This window comes from Nocardioides sp. (assembly GCF_016462705.1).
GTDB lineage: Bacteria > Actinomycetota > Actinomycetes > Propionibacteriales > Nocardioidaceae > Nocardioides.
On sequence record NZ_JAEMSS010000103.1, the window covers coordinates 1 to 15,388 of the forward strand.

The 15,388-nt window shown below is 71.6% G+C and carries 15 protein-coding genes; 8 read left to right on the top strand and 7 right to left on the bottom strand.

What is annotated here, in order from left to right; genetic code table 11:
• Positions 1-61 precede the first annotated feature (61 nt).
• From JHD21_RS13585 to JHD21_RS13600, 4 genes are all read right to left on the bottom strand, one after another.
• The gene (locus JHD21_RS13585; protein ID WP_292676191.1) at positions 62-811 is read right to left on the bottom strand and encodes a HAMP domain-containing sensor histidine kinase; all 750 of its coding nucleotides are present in this window, start codon (positions 809-811) and stop codon (positions 62-64) included.
• Entirely contained in the window at positions 808-1,173 is a 366-nt protein-coding gene (locus tag JHD21_RS13590; protein WP_292676194.1) for a hypothetical protein, read from the bottom strand. The genes JHD21_RS13585 and JHD21_RS13590 overlap by 4 nt, the downstream gene beginning before the upstream one ends.
• Before the next feature lie 139 nt (positions 1,174-1,312).
• Positions 1,313-2,929 carry a PAS domain S-box protein gene (locus JHD21_RS13595; protein ID WP_292676196.1) on the bottom strand — a complete coding sequence of 539 codons (1,617 nt, stop codon included), beginning with the start codon at positions 2,927-2,929 and terminating at the stop codon, positions 1,313-1,315.
• Positions 2,926-3,396, bottom strand: coding sequence for a response regulator (locus JHD21_RS13600; protein WP_292676198.1), 471 nt, complete (start codon positions 3,394-3,396; stop codon positions 2,926-2,928). The genes JHD21_RS13595 and JHD21_RS13600 overlap by 4 nt, the downstream gene beginning before the upstream one ends.
• 126 nt (positions 3,397-3,522) lie before the next feature.
• Here JHD21_RS13600 and JHD21_RS13605 point away from each other — a divergent pair, with 126 nt between their 5' ends.
• From JHD21_RS13605 to JHD21_RS13615, 3 genes are all read left to right on the top strand, one after another.
• A complete protein-coding gene (locus tag JHD21_RS13605) occupies positions 3,523-4,182 on the top strand; it encodes a response regulator transcription factor (protein ID WP_292676200.1) in 660 nt (219 codons plus the stop codon).
• Between the two features lie 142 nt (positions 4,183-4,324).
• Positions 4,325-5,194 (top strand): hypothetical protein, encoded by an 870-nt coding sequence (locus tag JHD21_RS13610; RefSeq protein ID WP_292676203.1) that lies wholly within the window; start codon positions 4,325-4,327, stop codon positions 5,192-5,194.
• A 43-nt stretch (positions 5,195-5,237) separates the two neighbouring features.
• Positions 5,238-6,416 (top strand): acyl-CoA dehydrogenase family protein, encoded by a 1,179-nt coding sequence (locus tag JHD21_RS13615; RefSeq protein ID WP_292676230.1) that lies wholly within the window; start codon positions 5,238-5,240, stop codon positions 6,414-6,416.
• Between the two features lie 9 nt (positions 6,417-6,425).
• On the opposite strand, the gene JHD21_RS13620 is transcribed toward JHD21_RS13615, so the two are convergent.
• Positions 6,426-6,581, bottom strand: coding sequence for a DUF2892 domain-containing protein (locus JHD21_RS13620; protein WP_292676205.1), 156 nt, complete (start codon positions 6,579-6,581; stop codon positions 6,426-6,428).
• Positions 6,582-6,696: 115 nt separating this feature from the next.
• Between JHD21_RS13620 and JHD21_RS13625 the strand changes: the two genes are divergently transcribed.
• Together JHD21_RS13625 and JHD21_RS13630 are read left to right on the top strand one after the other, a co-directional pair.
• Positions 6,697-7,236, top strand: coding sequence for a GNAT family N-acetyltransferase (locus JHD21_RS13625; protein ID WP_292676208.1), 540 nt, complete (start codon positions 6,697-6,699; stop codon positions 7,234-7,236).
• The gene (locus JHD21_RS13630) at positions 7,233-9,059 is read left to right on the top strand and encodes a long-chain fatty acid--CoA ligase (protein WP_292676211.1); all 1,827 of its coding nucleotides are present in this window, start codon (positions 7,233-7,235) and stop codon (positions 9,057-9,059) included. The genes JHD21_RS13625 and JHD21_RS13630 overlap by 4 nt, the downstream gene beginning before the upstream one ends.
• 17 nt (positions 9,060-9,076) lie before the next feature.
• Here JHD21_RS13630 and JHD21_RS13635 read toward each other — a convergent pair whose 3' ends face one another.
• Positions 9,077-9,946 (bottom strand): crotonase/enoyl-CoA hydratase family protein, encoded by an 870-nt coding sequence (locus JHD21_RS13635; RefSeq protein WP_292676214.1) that lies wholly within the window; start codon positions 9,944-9,946, stop codon positions 9,077-9,079.
• On the bottom strand, positions 9,943-11,187 hold the full coding sequence (locus tag JHD21_RS13640) for an LCP family protein (RefSeq protein ID WP_292676217.1): 1,245 nt from the start codon (positions 11,185-11,187) through the stop codon (positions 9,943-9,945). Before JHD21_RS13640 ends, JHD21_RS13635 begins: the two co-directional genes overlap by 4 nt.
• A 155-nt stretch (positions 11,188-11,342) precedes the next feature.
• On the opposite strand from JHD21_RS13640, the gene JHD21_RS13645 reads away from it, so the two are divergent.
• From JHD21_RS13645 to JHD21_RS13655, 3 genes are all read left to right on the top strand, one after another.
• Positions 11,343-12,716, top strand: coding sequence for a wax ester/triacylglycerol synthase family O-acyltransferase (locus JHD21_RS13645; RefSeq protein ID WP_292676220.1), 1,374 nt, complete (start codon positions 11,343-11,345; stop codon positions 12,714-12,716).
• A 126-nt stretch (positions 12,717-12,842) separates the two neighbouring features.
• Entirely contained in the window at positions 12,843-14,342 is a 1,500-nt protein-coding gene (locus tag JHD21_RS13650) for an LCP family protein (protein WP_292676223.1), read from the top strand.
• Positions 14,343-14,426: 84 nt separating this feature from the next.
• A partial coding sequence (locus JHD21_RS13655; protein WP_292676226.1) for a 5'-3' exonuclease H3TH domain-containing protein occupies positions 14,427-15,388 on the top strand: 962 nt, incomplete at its 3' end.

Below are 15,388 nucleotides of genomic sequence, written 5' to 3' on the forward strand. Positions count from 1 at the left end.
GCCTCATGCGCGGTGCCACGTTCGGCCGCATCGCCGGTCGGGGGGCCGCCACCCGCCCGCCCTACCCGGTCTGGGCGGCGACCGCCGCGGGCACCCGGGGGAGGTGGACGGTCACGGAGCAGCCCGCACCGACGGCCGAGTCGATCTGGATGTGCCCGCCGTGGTTGACGGCGATCGCCTGGGCCGTGGACAGCCCCAGTCCGGTACCGGGGAGGGCGTCGCGCACGGTGAGCGAGGAGCGGTAGTAGCGGCGGAACACCTGCTGGAGCTCGTCGGCGGGGATCCCGCAGCCGGAGTCGACGACCCTCAGGACACAGCCGTCCTGGTCCTGCCTGAGCGTCACGACGACGAGACCGCCCTCGGGCGTGAACTTGACCGCGTTGCTCACCAGGTTGTCGACCATCACCTCCAGGTCGCGGGCGGAACCGGCGACCATGACCGGCTCCGGGTCGAGCTGCGTGGACACGGTCGGACGACCGTCAGTGCCGTAGGGGTAGCTCGCGACCGTGCTCTCCACGACCTCGACGAGGTCGACCGGATCGGCGTCGGCGGAGTGGCCGGCGCCGACGACCCGGGACGAGAGCAGGATGGCCTCCACGGTGCGCAGGAGGCGAACGACGTTGTCCTCGACGCGCTCGAGCATCTCCTTCTGGCGGGTGTTGAGCCGGCCCGCGTCCTCGGTCAGCAGGAGCTCGGTGTAGCCGACGATGGTCGTGATGGGGGTGCGGATCTCGTGCCCGACGTTGCTGATCAGGCCGTCGAGCTCGCCGCCATGCTCGAAGGTGTTCCGGGATGTCGTCGGGCCGGTCATCGCAAGTGCCTCGCCCAGGGCGCCGCGGTGACCGGTCGGGCCGCGGGGGTGACGTGGGGGTAGCAGTTGAGGTCGGCGAGCATCTCGAGGACCTGACGGTCCGGAGCCCGGTCGGCGAGGTGCTCCGTGAGCTGCTGCTCCGTGAGGCCGGCCGCGACCGCGAGAGCCGTGCAGTCCTCACCGAAGCGCCGGTACCAGCTCGCGAGCGTGGCCGGGCTGACGCCGAGTCGCCCCCAGGTCTCGAGCCACAGGCGCTCGAGGCACGCCGGGGCCAGGAACTGCGACAGGAGCTGCTCGAGGTGAGCGCGGCTCCAGGGAGTGGCCGTCGCGACGGGCCGGTCCTCGGCGGCGTACAGGGTCATGACTCCATGGTGGGCGTCCGGGGCGGGCGAGGTGAGAGGCCGATGTGCCGAACCGGCTGGTGCGTGGGTGCTGGTTCTCTCAGGAGGTCCGGCGGACACAAGGGGGCCTTCGGGCCATTGACATCGGCGAGAAGTCGGGCTAACGGCGGGGCAGCCAGAAGGAGACGGTGGTGCCGGACGGGGTCGACTCGATCGAGAACGACCCGCCGGCCACCTCGGCCCGGTCGCGCATGTTCCTGATCCCACGGTGGCCGGGTGGCGACATCAGCACGGTGTCGGACCCGGCGCCGTCGTCGATCACCTCGACCCGCACGCCCTGTCCCTCGCCCGTCACCCGGATGACCACCGATGCCGCTCCGGCGTGCTTCACGACGTTGACCAGCGCCTCCCTGATGATCCGGATGGCCGTGGTCCGAATCGTCAGGGACTGCGCCCGCTCCGAGGCGGCCGACTCGCTCTGCAGCTCCCAGTGCACGCCGGTGCCGTCGAAGACGTGCACGGCGGTCTCGTCGACCAGGTCGGCGAGCGTCGCATTGGGTGCCACGGGCTCGAGCTCGAAGAGCAGGTCCCGCAGTCCACTGGTCACCGACGTGACGATCTCGTGCACGCGCACCACGTCGGCGACCATCTCGGGCGCCACGTCCTGGAGCCGACGCTCCAGCATGCCGAGCCGGAGGTCGACGGCGGCGAGAGACTGCAGCGACTCGTCGTGGACGTCGGCCGCGATGTGGCTCCTCTCGAGCTCCTGCGCGTCGACCAGCCGGCGTACGAGCTCGGTGCGCTGGGCGAGCAGCGCGTCCAGCTCGGTGCGGTTGCGGAACCGCTCGAGTGCCAGGGAGATGTTGTCGGCGAGGCCGAACAGGAGCGCTCGCACGTCTTCGCTGAAGACGTGGGGTCGCTTCGAGAAGAGCCACAGGCAGGCCACCGGCTCGCCACGGACGCGCAGTGGCAGGGCGGCCGCTGCCTGGATGTCGAACTGGGCCGCCCTGGCGGCGGAACGCTCCCCGAGGGAGCTGACATCGTTCTCGAACAGAGGCTTCCCCGCGAAGAGTGCGGCGAGGGGGGCGTCGTCACCACCGCGATCCCGCTGGGAGGAGAGCAGCAGCTGGGTCACGAAGTCGTCGAGCGAGAGATGGTTGGCGCTGGCGACCGCGAGGTGGCTCGCGACCACCCCTGCACTGGTCGTGACCACCACGGACCGGCCGGGCCCGCGCTCCAGGACCACGGCTCCGCTGAACCCTCCGTGGACCACCGCGATGTTGCAGGCCCGGCGGTACAAGGAGCTCTCGTCCACGGCGACGGCCACCGCCTCGTTGAGCCTGGCGAGTGCCAGGTAGGAACGGCTCTGCTCGTGGATGCGAGCCTCCGCCTCCCGTCGCGTCGAGACGTCGAGGACACTGCTGATGATCCACGTGCCCGAGGTGGTGGTCAGGGGCGTCAGGCTGATCTCCACCCCGAACTCGGTGCCGTCCTTGCGCCGGCCTCGCAGGTCACGCCGGTCGTCGAGCGGCCGCGCGGTCGGCGACCGCTGGTAGTCGTCCCGCATCGCCACGTGCGACTCGGCGACATCGAGGGGGACGAGCAGCTCGATCGGGTTGCCGATGAGCTCTTCGCGGGAGTAGCCGAAGAGCTCGGTGGCCCGGGGGTTGGCGTAGCGGACGACGGCCGACTCGTCGACGGCCACCACCGCGGTGGCCGTGGCATCGAGCAGGTCGAACACCACCTGCTCCGGCGCCGGGATCTCGTCGTGGGTCACGTCGACGGATCGGGAGGGGTGACGCCGGGTGTCGTGGCGTCCCCAGCGTCGCCGACGAGACGCTGGAGGACGAGCTGGGCGGTGGGGGCGGCGAGGATCACCTCACCGCCGGCCACCCGGGCGAGCAGGTCGGCGAGGCTGCCGCCGAGGTAGCCCTTGGTCAGGTAGGACACCGCGCCCGCGCGCAGCATCTCGATGAGGACCTCCGCCGAGACGTCCGCCGACAGGGTCACGACCTTGGGCCGGGTCCGGCCATGGCTCTCGCTCGCCGAGCCGGCCAGCGCCCGGGCGACCTCGGCCCCGCCGTGCGGCATCCGGACGTCGACGAGCACCAGGTCGGGGTGCTCGGCGTTCACCAGGGCGAGCAGCTCGCGTCCGTCGGCGGCCGTGCCGACGACCTCGAATCGCCGATCGGCCGAAAGAAGGTCCTCGACGGTCGATCGGATCGTAGTGTCGTCATCGCCCACGACGATTCGGATTGTCACTCGCGCCTCCAGAGCCATCATGCACGGTTGTTCGGGAGGGGCGACCACCCCTTTGGAGCCTAGACGTCTAGTGCCTACGTACTACGATCCCTCGATGGGGCGCTTGCGATGAACCAGTCCCCAGCCTCGTCGGCGGTGCGCATCCTCGTCGTCGACGACCACGACGTGTTCGCGTCCAGCCTGGCCCACGTCCTCGCGGCGGAGCCCGACATGACCATCGTCGGGACAGCACGGTCGATCGAGGAGGCTCGCGCGCTGGTGCCGCAGGTGCTGCCCGACGTCGTGCTCATGGACCACCGGCTCCCGGACGGGGACGGGGTCGCGGCCATCCCCGAGCTCCAGGCGTTGCGTACGTCCACGAACTACGTCGTGCTGACCGCCAGCACCTCCGACCAGGTGCTCGTGGCCGCGATCGAGGCCGGCGCTTCCGGGTTCGTGTCGAAGTCCCGGAGCCTCGACGAGGTCAGGTCGGCGGTCCGGGCCGCCCACAGCGGGGAGGCGGTGATCTCCCCGGAGATGCTGGCCCGGCTGCTTCCGAGACTGGCGTCCCGCCGCGACCCCGCGCGCGTCGAGCTGACCGACCGCGAGTACGAGGTGCTGTCCCTGCTCTCGGAGGGCCTGACCAACAACGAGATCGCCGCCAGCCTGGTCGTCAGCGTCCACACGGTGCGCAACCACGTCGCCAACCTCTCGGCGAAGCTGGGCGCTCACTCGAAGCTCGAGGCGTTGTCGATCGCCATCCGCCAGGGCCTGCTGCCCGATCGCTGATCGTCGGACCAGGACTTCTGGACCGTCACCACTGGTACGTCGGGACCGTTCTGTCCCATTCCGCCACGAGAACCGCGGGCCCGGCCTACTTTCGAGGAGTAGGCCCAGCAGCCACCCCAGGAGCAGGAGGCGGTAGCCCGTCATGTCAGTGCGTCGCTCACTACTCGTGTCCGCGCTCGGCGCGGCCCTCGGGGCCGGCGCGCTGGCCGCCACCCCGCTCACGCCGGCCTCGGCGCAGCCCGCCACCACGACGTACTCCTGCACCTTCCCCGAGCTCGACGAGGTCGACGTCCCGCTCACCGTGGACGTGACGAACCTCCCGGGCCGGCTGCCGGTCGCCGTCCCCGTCCCGTCGTCGGCGTGGGACGTGCGGGCGACGCTGCACCTCGACGACCTCACGACCGCCTACCTGCTCGGCCGCTCCAACGACATCATCGCCGAGGTCGACGGCTTCGAGGCGTTGCTCGGTGGCCGGCCGACCGTGCTGGACATGGCATCGGGGGTCGAGGCGCTTCCGGTCGCCGAGGCGCTCGACGTCGCGATGGCGGGCACGAACCGCCCCTTCACACCCAAGACCTTGGAGGACGACCTCTCGCTCGAGCTGCCGGACGCCTTCACCCTGGACCTCTACGACGGCGAGGGCGCACCCCTGTTCTCCGTCGAGTGCGAGTGGTGGGACGGCGACCTGGGCGTGATCGGCAGCGTCTCCGTGGTCAAGCAGTCGGCGGCGATGACCCGCAGTCTGCTCAAGAACCCGGTCAAGACCACGAGGCGCGCCAAGGTGCGGGTCTCCGTGCTGAGCCAGACCGGACTGCCCGCCACGGGCGAGGTGAGGGCCGCGATCGGTGAGCGGACCCTGGTCGTGCGCGAGCTGACCGACGGGTGGGTCACCCTCCGGTTGCCCAGGCTCGCCGCCGGCAAGCACCGGGTGACCCTGTCCTACGTGGGCAGCAAGGTCGTGGACAAGACCGCGAGGAACGTCACCGTCAAGGTGGTCAGGGCCCGACGCTAGGACATCCTAGAATCGGGTCGTGACCGACGCGCTGGACAGCCCGATGTTCGCCCTCTCCGAGGAGCACCGCGAGATCCGCGCGGCGGTGCGCGCGATCTGCGAGGCCAAGGTCGCGCCGTACGCCGCCGACGTGGACGAGCACGCGCGCTACCCGGAGGAGGCCGCGGCCGCGCTCCTCCAGGCCGACTTCCACGCCCCGCACGTCCCCGAGGAGTACGGCGGCGCCGGTGCGGACGCGCTGGCCACGGTGCTGGTCATCGAGGAGGTCGCCCGGGTGTGTGTCTCCTCCTCGCTGATCCCCGCGGTCAACAAGCTCGGTTCGCTGCCGGTCCAGCTGGCCGGGTCCGAGGAGCTCAAGAAGCACTACCTGGGTGCGCTCGCCCGGGGCGAGGGCGGCTTCTCCTACTGCCTGTCCGAGCCCGAGGCCGGCTCCGACGCCGCTGCGATGACCACCCGGGCGGTCCGCGACGGCGACCACTTCGTGCTCAACGGCGTGAAGCGGTGGATCACCAACGCGGGGGTCTCGGAGTACTACACGGTCATGGCGGTGACCGGGTCCGCCGAGGACATGGCCGACCCCAGGAAGCGGGCCCGGGGCATCTCGGCGTTCGTCGTGGAGAAGTCCGACGAGGGCGTCTCGTTCGGCGCGCCCGAGAAGAAGCTGGGGATCAAGGGCTCGCCCACCCGTGAGGTCTACCTCGACAACGTGCGGATCCCCGCGGACCGGATGATCGGTGCGGAGGGCACGGGGTTCGAGACCGCCATGCGGACCCTCGACCACACTCGGGTGACCATCGCCGCCCAGGCGGTGGGCGTGGCGCAGGGTGCCCTGGACTTCGCCCTCGCCTACGCCAAGGAGCGCCGGCAGTTCGGCAAGCCGGTCGCCGACTTCCAGGGCCTCCAGTTCGCGCTGGCCGACATGGGGATGAAGGTCGAGGCCGCCCGGCAGCTGACCTACGCCGCGGCCGGCCGTTCCGAGCGCAACGACCCCGACCTGACCTTCTTCGGCGCCGCGGCGAAGTGCTTCGCCTCCGACGTCGCCATGCAGGTGACGACCGACGCGGTCCAGGTGCTCGGTGGCTACGGCTACACCCGGGACTACCCGGTCGAGCGGATGATGCGCGACGCGAAGATCACCCAGATCTACGAGGGCACCAACCAGGTCCAGCGGATCGTGATGGCCCGCCAGCTGCTCGCGGGAGTCCAGTCCGAGCTGGTCTGACGGTGCGCGTCAGCTGAAGGCGCAGCCGCCCTTGACCCCGAACCGCTTGAAGACGACCGCGGCGGGGCAGAAACCGGTGACGCTGGACTGCAGCAGGTTGAGCCCCACGAAGGCAGTGAGCAGCAGCCACCACGGCGAGACCACGCTGGCGAGCAGGAGCGGCACCGTCGGGGCCTTGGTCCCTACTCGGGGACGCCGGGCGCTGGGAGGATGGATCCATCGGGCGGGCTGTGACCGCGCGTCAGACGTGCTGCACCGCCCCACCGACGAGAGGTGCGCAGTGATCACCGAAGCCGAGCTGGCCGACGGCACCCGGGCCTTCATCTGGCCGCTGCTGCCGCAGGATCGCCAGGCGCTGCACGACGGCTACGAGGAGCTGTCCATGGAGACCCGCAACCACCGTTTCCTCGCCAGCGTGCCGCACCTGACCGACGCGATGCTCGACCACCTCGTCGACGAGGTCGACGGGGTCGACCACGTGGCGCTCGCCCTGGTGGTGATCGACTCGGACAACGTCGGGACGCCCGTCGGGGTGGCCCGGATGATCCGCTACGACGACCGGCCGACCGAGGCGGACCTGGCGGTCACCGTGGTCGACGCCTGGCAGGGTCACGGGGTGGCGAGCGCCCTCCTGGCCGAGCTGGTGCGCGAGCGTCCCGTCGGGGTGTCCCGGATCGTCACCACCGTCGCCGCCGACAACGCCGCCTCGCTGGCGATGCTGCGCCGCCTGGGTGACACCACTGTCACGTCGGCCGGCAGCAACCGGTTGGACGTCGTCGTCGAGCTCGCCGCCGAACCGAGCACCGAGGAGGAGCCATGACCCACCCGGAACGCGTCGCTGGACATGGGGGCGAGCCGACCGTCTCCGTGGCCCGGATGTTCTACGACCGGGTCGCCGGCAGCCCGGACGCCGAGGCGTACCGCTTCCCTCGCTTCGAGCGCTGGGAGTCGGTCACCTGGGCGCAGGCGGGCGAGGTCGTCACGAGCCTGGCCGCCGGGCTGCTGGCCGTCGGTATCACGCACGAGGACCGGGTGGCGATCGCCAGCAGCACCCGAATCGAGTGGATCTACGCCGACCTGGCGATCGCCTGCGCCGGGGGAGCCACCACGACCATCTACCCCACGGCGAACCCGGAGGACGTCGGGCTGATCCTCGCCGACAGCGCCGCACGGGTCGCCTTCGCCGAGGACGACGCGCAGGTCGCCCGCCTGCGCGCCCTGCGCCCGCAGCTGCCGGCCCTCGAGCTGGTGGTCACCTTCGACGGTGAGTCGGACGGCGACTGGGTGCTGTCCCTGGACGACCTGCGTGCCCGTGGGGACCGGCGCCTGGCGGAGCACCCCCAGGCGGTGGACGACGCGGTCGCCGCGATCCGCCCCGAGCACCTGGCCACACTGATCTACACCTCCGGGACGACGGGCCGTCCCAAGGGCGTGGAGCTGCTGCACAGCTCCTGGACCTACATCGGGGCCGGTGCCGAGCAGCTCGGCATCCTCTCCCGCGACGACCTGCAGTACCTGTGGCTGCCGATGTCGCACTCGTTCGGGAAGATGCTCATGGCGGTCCAGCTCCAGATCGGCTTCCCCACCGCCGTCGACGGCCGGATGGACCGGATCGTCCCCAACCTCGCCGAGGTCCGGCCGACGTTCATGGCCGGGCCGCCGCGCATCTTCGAGAAGGTGCACGGCAGGGTCGTCCAGACCGTCGAGGAGGGCAGCAGGGTCAAGGGCGCCCTGTTCGCCTGGGCGTTCCGGGTGGGGGCCCGCGTCGCGCAGACGGAGCTCCAGGGACGTCCGCTGGGCCGGCTGACCCGAGCCCAGCACGCGCTGGCGGACCGCTTGGTGCTGGCGAAGGTCCGGGACCGGCTCGGCGGTCGGATCCGGTTCCTGGTCTCCGGCAGCGCGGCCCTGTCACCGGACGTCGCCCAGTGGTTCCGCGCGGCCGGGCTGCCGATCCTCGAGGGCTACGGGCTGACCGAGACCAGCGCCGGCGCCTGCATCACGCGACCCGAGGACCTCGTCTACGGACGGGTGGGGCGGCCGATCGACGGGACCGAGGTGCGGATCGCGCCCGACGGCGAGATCCTGCTGCGCGGTCCCAGCGTGATGCGTGGCTACCACGGGCTGCCCGAGGAGACCGACGAGGTCCTGGACGCCGACGGCTGGCTGGCCACCGGTGACGTCGGCGAGATCGACGAGGCCGGTCGGGTCCGGATCACCGACCGCAAGAAGGACCTGATCAAGACCTCCGGGGGCAAGTACATCGCGCCGCAGGCGATCGAGGTGCTCTTCAAGGCCGAGTGCCCGCTGGCCAGCCAGATGATCGTGCACGCCGAGGGCCGCAACTACGCCACGGCCCTGGTGACCCTGGACCCCGACGCGCTGACGCAGTGGGCGTCGGCCAGGGGCAAGCCCGAGACCGACTACGCCCGGCTGACCGCGGACCCCGGCGTGCACGAGTACGTGCGCACGTGTCTCGACCGGGTCAACCACCGCCTGAACCGGTGGGAGACGATCAAGGACATCCGGATCCTGGACCACGACCTCTCCGTCGAGGACGGCGACGTCACGCCGAGCATGAAGGTGCGGCGCAAGGCGGTCGAGGCGAGGTACCGACCGCTCCTGGACGCGATGTACGCCGCCTGACCGGCGAGCTGCACGGGTCAGCGGATCCGCGGCAGGTCCGAGGCCTTGCCGGAGAAGTGCGGCCGGCGCTTCTCGAGGAACGCGGCCACGCCCTCCTTGCCGTCTCCGAGGGAGGTCCAGAACATCGCGAGCGAGTCCGACAGGTGCGCCTCCAGCGGCTCGGCCGCGGCGCTGTTGGTGTAGAGCAGCTGCTTGGCCAGCCCGAGCGCCACGGGTGACCGGTCGACCACGAACGAGCGGGCCAGCCCCACCGCCGCGGGCAGGAGGTCGTCGGGCTCGTGCACGGAGCGCAGCAGGCGCCCGGCGAGGGCGGTCTCCGCGTCGAGGACCTCGGCGGAGTACACCCACTCCAGCGCCTGCTGGATCCCGACGATGCGCGGGAGGAACCACGAGGACGCGGCCTCGGGGACGATGCCCAGGCGGCCGAACACGAAGCCGATGCGGGCGGCGGTCGACGCCAGCCGCAGGTCCATGGCGAGGGTCATCGTCGCGCCGATGCCGACCGCGGGCCCGTTGATGGCGGCGATCACGGGCTTGGGCAACGCGTGGATCGCGAGGGTCACCTTGCCGCCGGTGTCGCGCACCCCGTCCTGGTAGGGCTCCTCGGTGAGGCGCGCCCGCAGCTCCTCCGGGGTCGGCCGCAGTGACTCGTCGAGCCCGAAGACGTTGCCGTCGGCCGAGAGGTCCATCCCCGCGCAGAACGCGCGCCCTGCGCCGGTGACCACCACGGCCCGGACCGCGTCGTCCCGGGCGTCGTCCAGGAAGAACGCCTGGAGCTCCCGGGCCATCGTCAGGTCGAACGCGTTGAGCTGCTCGGGACGGTCCAGGGTCAGGACCGCGACCCCGGCGTCGTCGATCTCGCAGGCCAGGGTGTCGAAGGACGTCACTGGATCCCGCCGGTGGGCGAGCACAGCTTCTTGTCGATCGAGTCCGTGTCGTCCTCGATGATCTTCTCGAACATCTGAGGGGCGAGCTCGGGGTGCCAGGTCACGGCCAGGTCCTGCAGCGGCACCACGCAGGTGAGCCCCGCGTCGCCGTCCACGCGGGTCATCGCGGTGGCCCACATGCCGGCCCGGGCCGGGCCCATGCCCTCACCGAACCTGAAGAAGTCGGGGATCTCGTGGTTGAGCCGCCACCAGCGGACCGGGTTGATGACCGTCCAGGGCGACAGCACGGCCTTGCCGACCGCTGAGACCACCTCGCGCTGGCGGCGTACCCGGTCGATGTCACCGATCCCGGAGGTGTGCCGCGACCGCGCGTAGCCCAGGGCGGTGGCTCCGTCGACCTCCTGGCAGCCCTTCTTGATCTTGAGGCCGGCGAGCTTGTCGACCATGTCGCGCTTGGGGCACACCTCGATGCCGCCGACCGCGTCGACCACGCCCGCGACGCCGCCCATGCCGATCTCCACGTAGTGGTCGATCCGGATGCCGGTCGCGGTCTCCACCGTCTCGACGAGCAGGGGTGCACCCTCGTAGGCGTAGGCCGCGTTGATCTTGCCCTGGCCGTAGCCCGGGATGTCGACGATCGAGTCGCGCGGGAGGGACAGCAGCAGATTGGGGCCGGATCCCGTGTGGAGCAGCATGATCGTGTCGGTGCGGCTGCCTCCGGGGTTGCCGGTGCTCAGCTCCTGGCGTTCCTCCTTGGTCAGGTCCTCCCGCGAGTCGGTCCCGACGAGGAGGTACGTCGTGCCCGGCTGGTCCGAGGGGCGATCGCCCTCGGGTGCGAACTCGACCTTCTCGACGCTGGTCCAGGCCAGGATCGGCACCGCCACGAGGAACACGAGCCAGGCGAGCAGGAGGAGGAACACGTAGCGGAGCCGGAACCGCGGCCGGCGAAACCCGCGACCACGGCCGCCGCCGCTCGGTGGTGGCTCGACCGGAGGTGCGACCGCAGGCGGGCTGGGCCGGGTGGTGCGCGCCGGCGCGGGCGCTGGGCCGCCGGGACCGCCTGCGCCGGGCCGCGGCTGGGTGGGCATCATCCGGGTCGCGTCGGGTGGTGGCGTGGCGCGCCGGTCCGGCCGGCGGACCGGCCGCGTGGCGTCGTCGGGGGTGGCCCGCCCGTCGGGGTCGTCGGGGCCGTCGCCCTTCCCGCCGTACAGCCAGCCGTACTCGGGTCCGTCCCCAGCCATGGCGGTGAACCTACCGGGTGGGCGGGCAGCCGCCGCGCCTGCCCGCGGCCGCCGGTCCGGGACCTGAGGTGCTGCGGGTCCGGGTCCTTCGGCCCTGCCACCGTCCCGATCGCACGGCGCAGGGTGAGGTAGCCCGCGAGGCGGAGGGAGGCACCGTGCGCAGACCGATCGATCCCGTCGACACCATCTGGCTCAACATGGACCGGCCCAACAACGTGATGGTCATCGAGAGCCTGATGACCTTCGCCGAGCCGATGGACTGGGAACGGCTCCTGGTGACCTATCGCGAGCGCGTCCTCGACCGCTACCCGGTGTTCCGTCAGCGGCCGGTGTTCTCCCGGGTGCCGCTCCTGCCGCCGCACTGGGAGGACGACGAGGCGTTCGACCTGGCCCGGCACGTCCGCTACGTCACCCTCGGCGGGGAGGGCGGCGACCGTGACCTGCAGGACTACGTCAACGGCCACTTCGGTCGCCCGCTGGACCGGGACCGCCCCCTGTGGGAGATCCACCTGATCGACGGCTACCAGGGCGGGTCCGCGGTCTACTCCCGGCTCCACCACGCGCTCGCGGACGGCATCGCCCTGCTGCAGGTGCTGCTCAGCCTCACCGACGGCGAGCCGGAGCCGTCGGCCGCGGGAGCCGGCGCGGCGGCCGGGCCGGAGCCCCTCATCCAGCGCGACGGCGTGTGGGACGCTGCCGTGCACGCGGCCGGAGCGGCGGGAGGCGCGATCCTCGACCTGACCCACCTCGTGTCACCCCACCTGGTGCACGACGCGCTGACCGTCGCCCAGCAGAGCGCCTCGGTCGCGGCCAAGCTCACCCTGAGCCACCGGCCGCGCACCGCGCTCGTCGGCACCGCGGGCGAGCAGAAGTGTGCGGTCTGGGCGCCGCCGTTCCCGCTCGCCGAGGTCGCCGAGGTGGGGCATCGCACCGGGACGACCGTCAACGACGTGCTGGTGGCGGCCCTGGCCGGGGCGGTGGCGGCGTACCTGCGCGAGCACGACGGCGAGGCCGTCGACCTGCCGACGATGGTGCCGGTCAACCTCCGCGGCGACGCCGCACCCCCGAGCGAGCTCGGCAACAAGTTCGCCCTGGTGCTGCTCAGTCTTCCCTCGGGTCTGGACACGCCGTTCGCCCGGCTGGCCGAGACGAAGCGGCGGATGGACGCGATCAAGCACTCTCCCGAGGCGGTGCTGACCTTCGGCATGATCCGCGGCATCGGCCGTACCGGCCGTGACCTGGAGCGCTACCTGGTCGACTTCTTCGCGGACAAGGCCAGCGGCGTCACCACCAACGTGCCAGGGCCCAGGGCGCCGCGCTACGTCGCCGGCCGACGGGTCGCGTCGATGCTGGGCTGGGCGCCCCAGTCGGGGAACCAGACCCTCGGCACCTGCATCTTCACCTACGACGGCAACGTCCACGTCGGGTTCAAGACCGATGCCGCCACCGTGGCGCACCCCGAACGGCTCGTCGAGGCCTTCCAGGAGGAGCTCCGCCAGCTGGTCCAGATGGCGCCGGCCACCTCCTGAGCCCCGCAGCGGGTCGGACAACCGCGACGGGGTCCCCGGCGCGTCCTGCACGCCTGTGACAGGTGTGACTGGTGATACTGGCAACCACGCTCGAACCACTGCTCGCCACACACCATCGGAGACCAGGTGCCTTCCCCCACCTCTCCCGGCCACACCCACCTGAGCCGACTGCCCAGCACGGCTGCCGACCGCGCGGCCCGGGTGCGCTTCCGCCGTGCGCTGGCCCTGATGGTGATGACGCTGCTGGTGCCCGGCTCGGCGCAGCTCGCCGCCGGCGATCGGCGGATCGGCCGGGCCGCCCTGCGGATCTGGGTCGGTGCGCTGGTGACCGGAGCGCTGGTGCTGCTGATCTCGCTGGTCCACCGCCAGTTCCTCTTCGACCTGGTGTTCGACACCCGGGTGCTGCTGGCGCTGCGGGTCGGCCTGATCGTCGGCGCCATCGGGTGGGGCTTCCTGCTCGTCGACGCCTGGCGCCTCGGCCAGCCCCTCTCCCTCTCCATGCCGCACCGCCGGGCGGCCATCGGCGTCAACGGGGCGCTCTGCCTGTTCGTCGCCAGCGCCCTGCTCTTCGGCTCCCACCTGGTGGGCGCTCAGCGCGACCTGGTCCAGGCGATGTTCGGCAGTGGCGAGGCCAGCGACGCCGCGCACGGGCGCTACAACGTGCTGCTCCTCGGTGGCGACAGCGGAGCGGACCGCTGGGGCCTGCGTCCGGACTCCCTCACCATCGCCAGCATCGACCAGGAGACCGGCAAGACCGTCCTCATCTCGCTGCCGCGCAACATGACCAACTTCCCCTTCGCCGAGGGGTCGGTGATGGAGGAGCAGTTCCCCGACGGCTTCGACTGCGGCGAGGAGTGCATGCTCAACGGCGTGAGCACCTGGGCCGGTGACAACACCGAGCTCTTCCCCAAGAGCAAGAACCCCGGTGTCGACGCGACGGTCATGGCCGTCGAGGGCATCACCGGCCTCGACGTCAGCTACTGGGCGATGGTCAACCTGCGCGGGTTCCGCGAGCTCGTCGACGCCGTCGGCGGCGTGACCCTCAACGTCCGTGAGCCGATCCCCGTCGGCATCGGCAGCGACGTCAACTACGTGCAGCCGGGCATCCGCAAGCTCACCGGGTTCGAGACGCAGTGGTACGCGAGGGCCCGCCAGGGTTCCGACGACTACTCGCGGATGGCGCGGCAGAAGTGCGTCATGAGCGCGATGCTCGACCAGATCAGCCCGCAGACCATGCTCCGCAACTTCTCGCAGATCGCGCAGGCCAGCTCGGACATGGTGTCGACGAGCATCCCGGCGGGTGAGGTCGGCCGGTTCGCCGACCTGGCCCTCAAGGCGAAGAGCCAACGGATCTCGACGCTGTCCCTCGTCCCGCCCTTGGTCAACACCGGCAACCCGGACATCGACCTGGTCCGGGCCAAGGTGGCCGAGGCCATCGACCGGTCCGAGGGTGACTACGAGGCGCCCGAGCCGGCCGCCGACGCCGACGCCGACGCCGACGCCAAGGCCGGGAAGCCGAAGAAGGACAGGCCGAAGCCGCCCGCGGTCGTCACCGGGGGCTCGGTCGGGTCGCTCAGCCAGGGCTACGCCGCCAACCAGGCGGAGGACCTCGACCAGGCCTGTTGACGGGGATCTCGACAGGCTCGATCACCGTGGGGTCGCCCGAGTGCCTCCCTGCGGCTGAGGGTGGAGCGATCTAGTCTGAGCGCAATGTCCCAGCCCACCGTGCTCGCCGTCGACGGCAACTCGCTGCTGCACCGGGCGTTCCACGCCTCGGCACGCAGCGGGTTCCGCATCGACGGGCGTCCGGCGTGGGCGGTGCGGGGGCTGCTCTCGCAGCTGGTGGCCGCCACCGACCGGGTCTGCGCCGACGCCGTCGTGGTCGGGTTCGACGACCGCGGCAACAGCTCTCGCAAGAAGCGGTGGCCGACCTACAAGGCGCACCGGGTCCCCAAGCCGGAGACGCTGGAGTCCCAGCTCGACCTGGCGGTGGACGTGCTCCGGGCGCTGGGCGTCGTCGTGGTCGTGCCGCCGGGGCTCGAGGCCGACGACGTCCTGGCCAGCGTGGCCGCCCAGGCGCCCGCTCTCGGCGCCAGGACCGTCGTGGCGACGTCCGACCGCGACAGCTTCTCGCTCATCGACGAGCACACCCGGATGCTGCGGATCCTCAACGGTGGCGTCGACGCGTCTCCGCTGCTCGACCCGGCGCGGCTGGCCATGGTCACCGGCGTACGCCCGGAGCAGTACTCCGACCTGGCCGCCCTGCGCGGCGACGCCTCTGACAACCTGCCCGGGGTCAGCGGGTTCGGGGCCAAGACCGCGGTCAGGCTGCTGACCGAGCTCGACACCGCCGAGGCGGCGTTCGCCGACGCGCTGGCCGGGGGCGAGCGCTGCCGGACAGCGGTGGGTGCGGCTCGCGCCAAGACGCTGGCGACCACCGAGGCCAGGGAGCGCTACGACCTCAACCGGGCGGTGATGACGATGGTGGCCACCGCCGAGCTCGGCCTCGACCTCACCTCCGGCGGCGGTGCGGGAGTGCTGCCGCTCGACGAGGAGACGGTGCGGTCGGTCTTCACCAGGTTCGAGCTGCACGTGCCCGCCGCGGTCCGCGCGCTCACCCTCAAGGAACCGACGCGCTCGGTCGAGCCGACCTACGTGGACCCCCGCTGGTC

What these genes read in the sequence shown, in the direction of transcription:
- JHD21_RS13615 (WP_292676230.1), top strand. Translation starts at nt 5,238, where the DNA reads ATGTTCGCCCTCTCCGAGGAGCACCGCGAGATCCGCGCGGCGGTGCGC.
- JHD21_RS13640 (WP_292676217.1), bottom strand. Translation starts at nt 11,187, where the DNA reads ATGGCTGGGGACGGACCCGAGTACGGCTGGCTGTACGGCGGGAAGGGC.
- JHD21_RS13610 (WP_292676203.1), top strand. Translation starts at nt 4,325, where the DNA reads ATGTCAGTGCGTCGCTCACTACTCGTGTCCGCGCTCGGCGCGGCCCTC.
- JHD21_RS13630 (WP_292676211.1), top strand. Translation starts at nt 7,233, where the DNA reads ATGACCCACCCGGAACGCGTCGCTGGACATGGGGGCGAGCCGACCGTC.
- JHD21_RS13590 (WP_292676194.1), bottom strand. Translation starts at nt 1,173, where the DNA reads ATGACCCTGTACGCCGCCGAGGACCGGCCCGTCGCGACGGCCACTCCC.
- JHD21_RS13585 (WP_292676191.1), bottom strand. Translation starts at nt 811, where the DNA reads ATGACCGGCCCGACGACATCCCGGAACACCTTCGAGCATGGCGGCGAG.
- JHD21_RS13605 (WP_292676200.1), top strand. Translation starts at nt 3,523, where the DNA reads ATGAACCAGTCCCCAGCCTCGTCGGCGGTGCGCATCCTCGTCGTCGAC.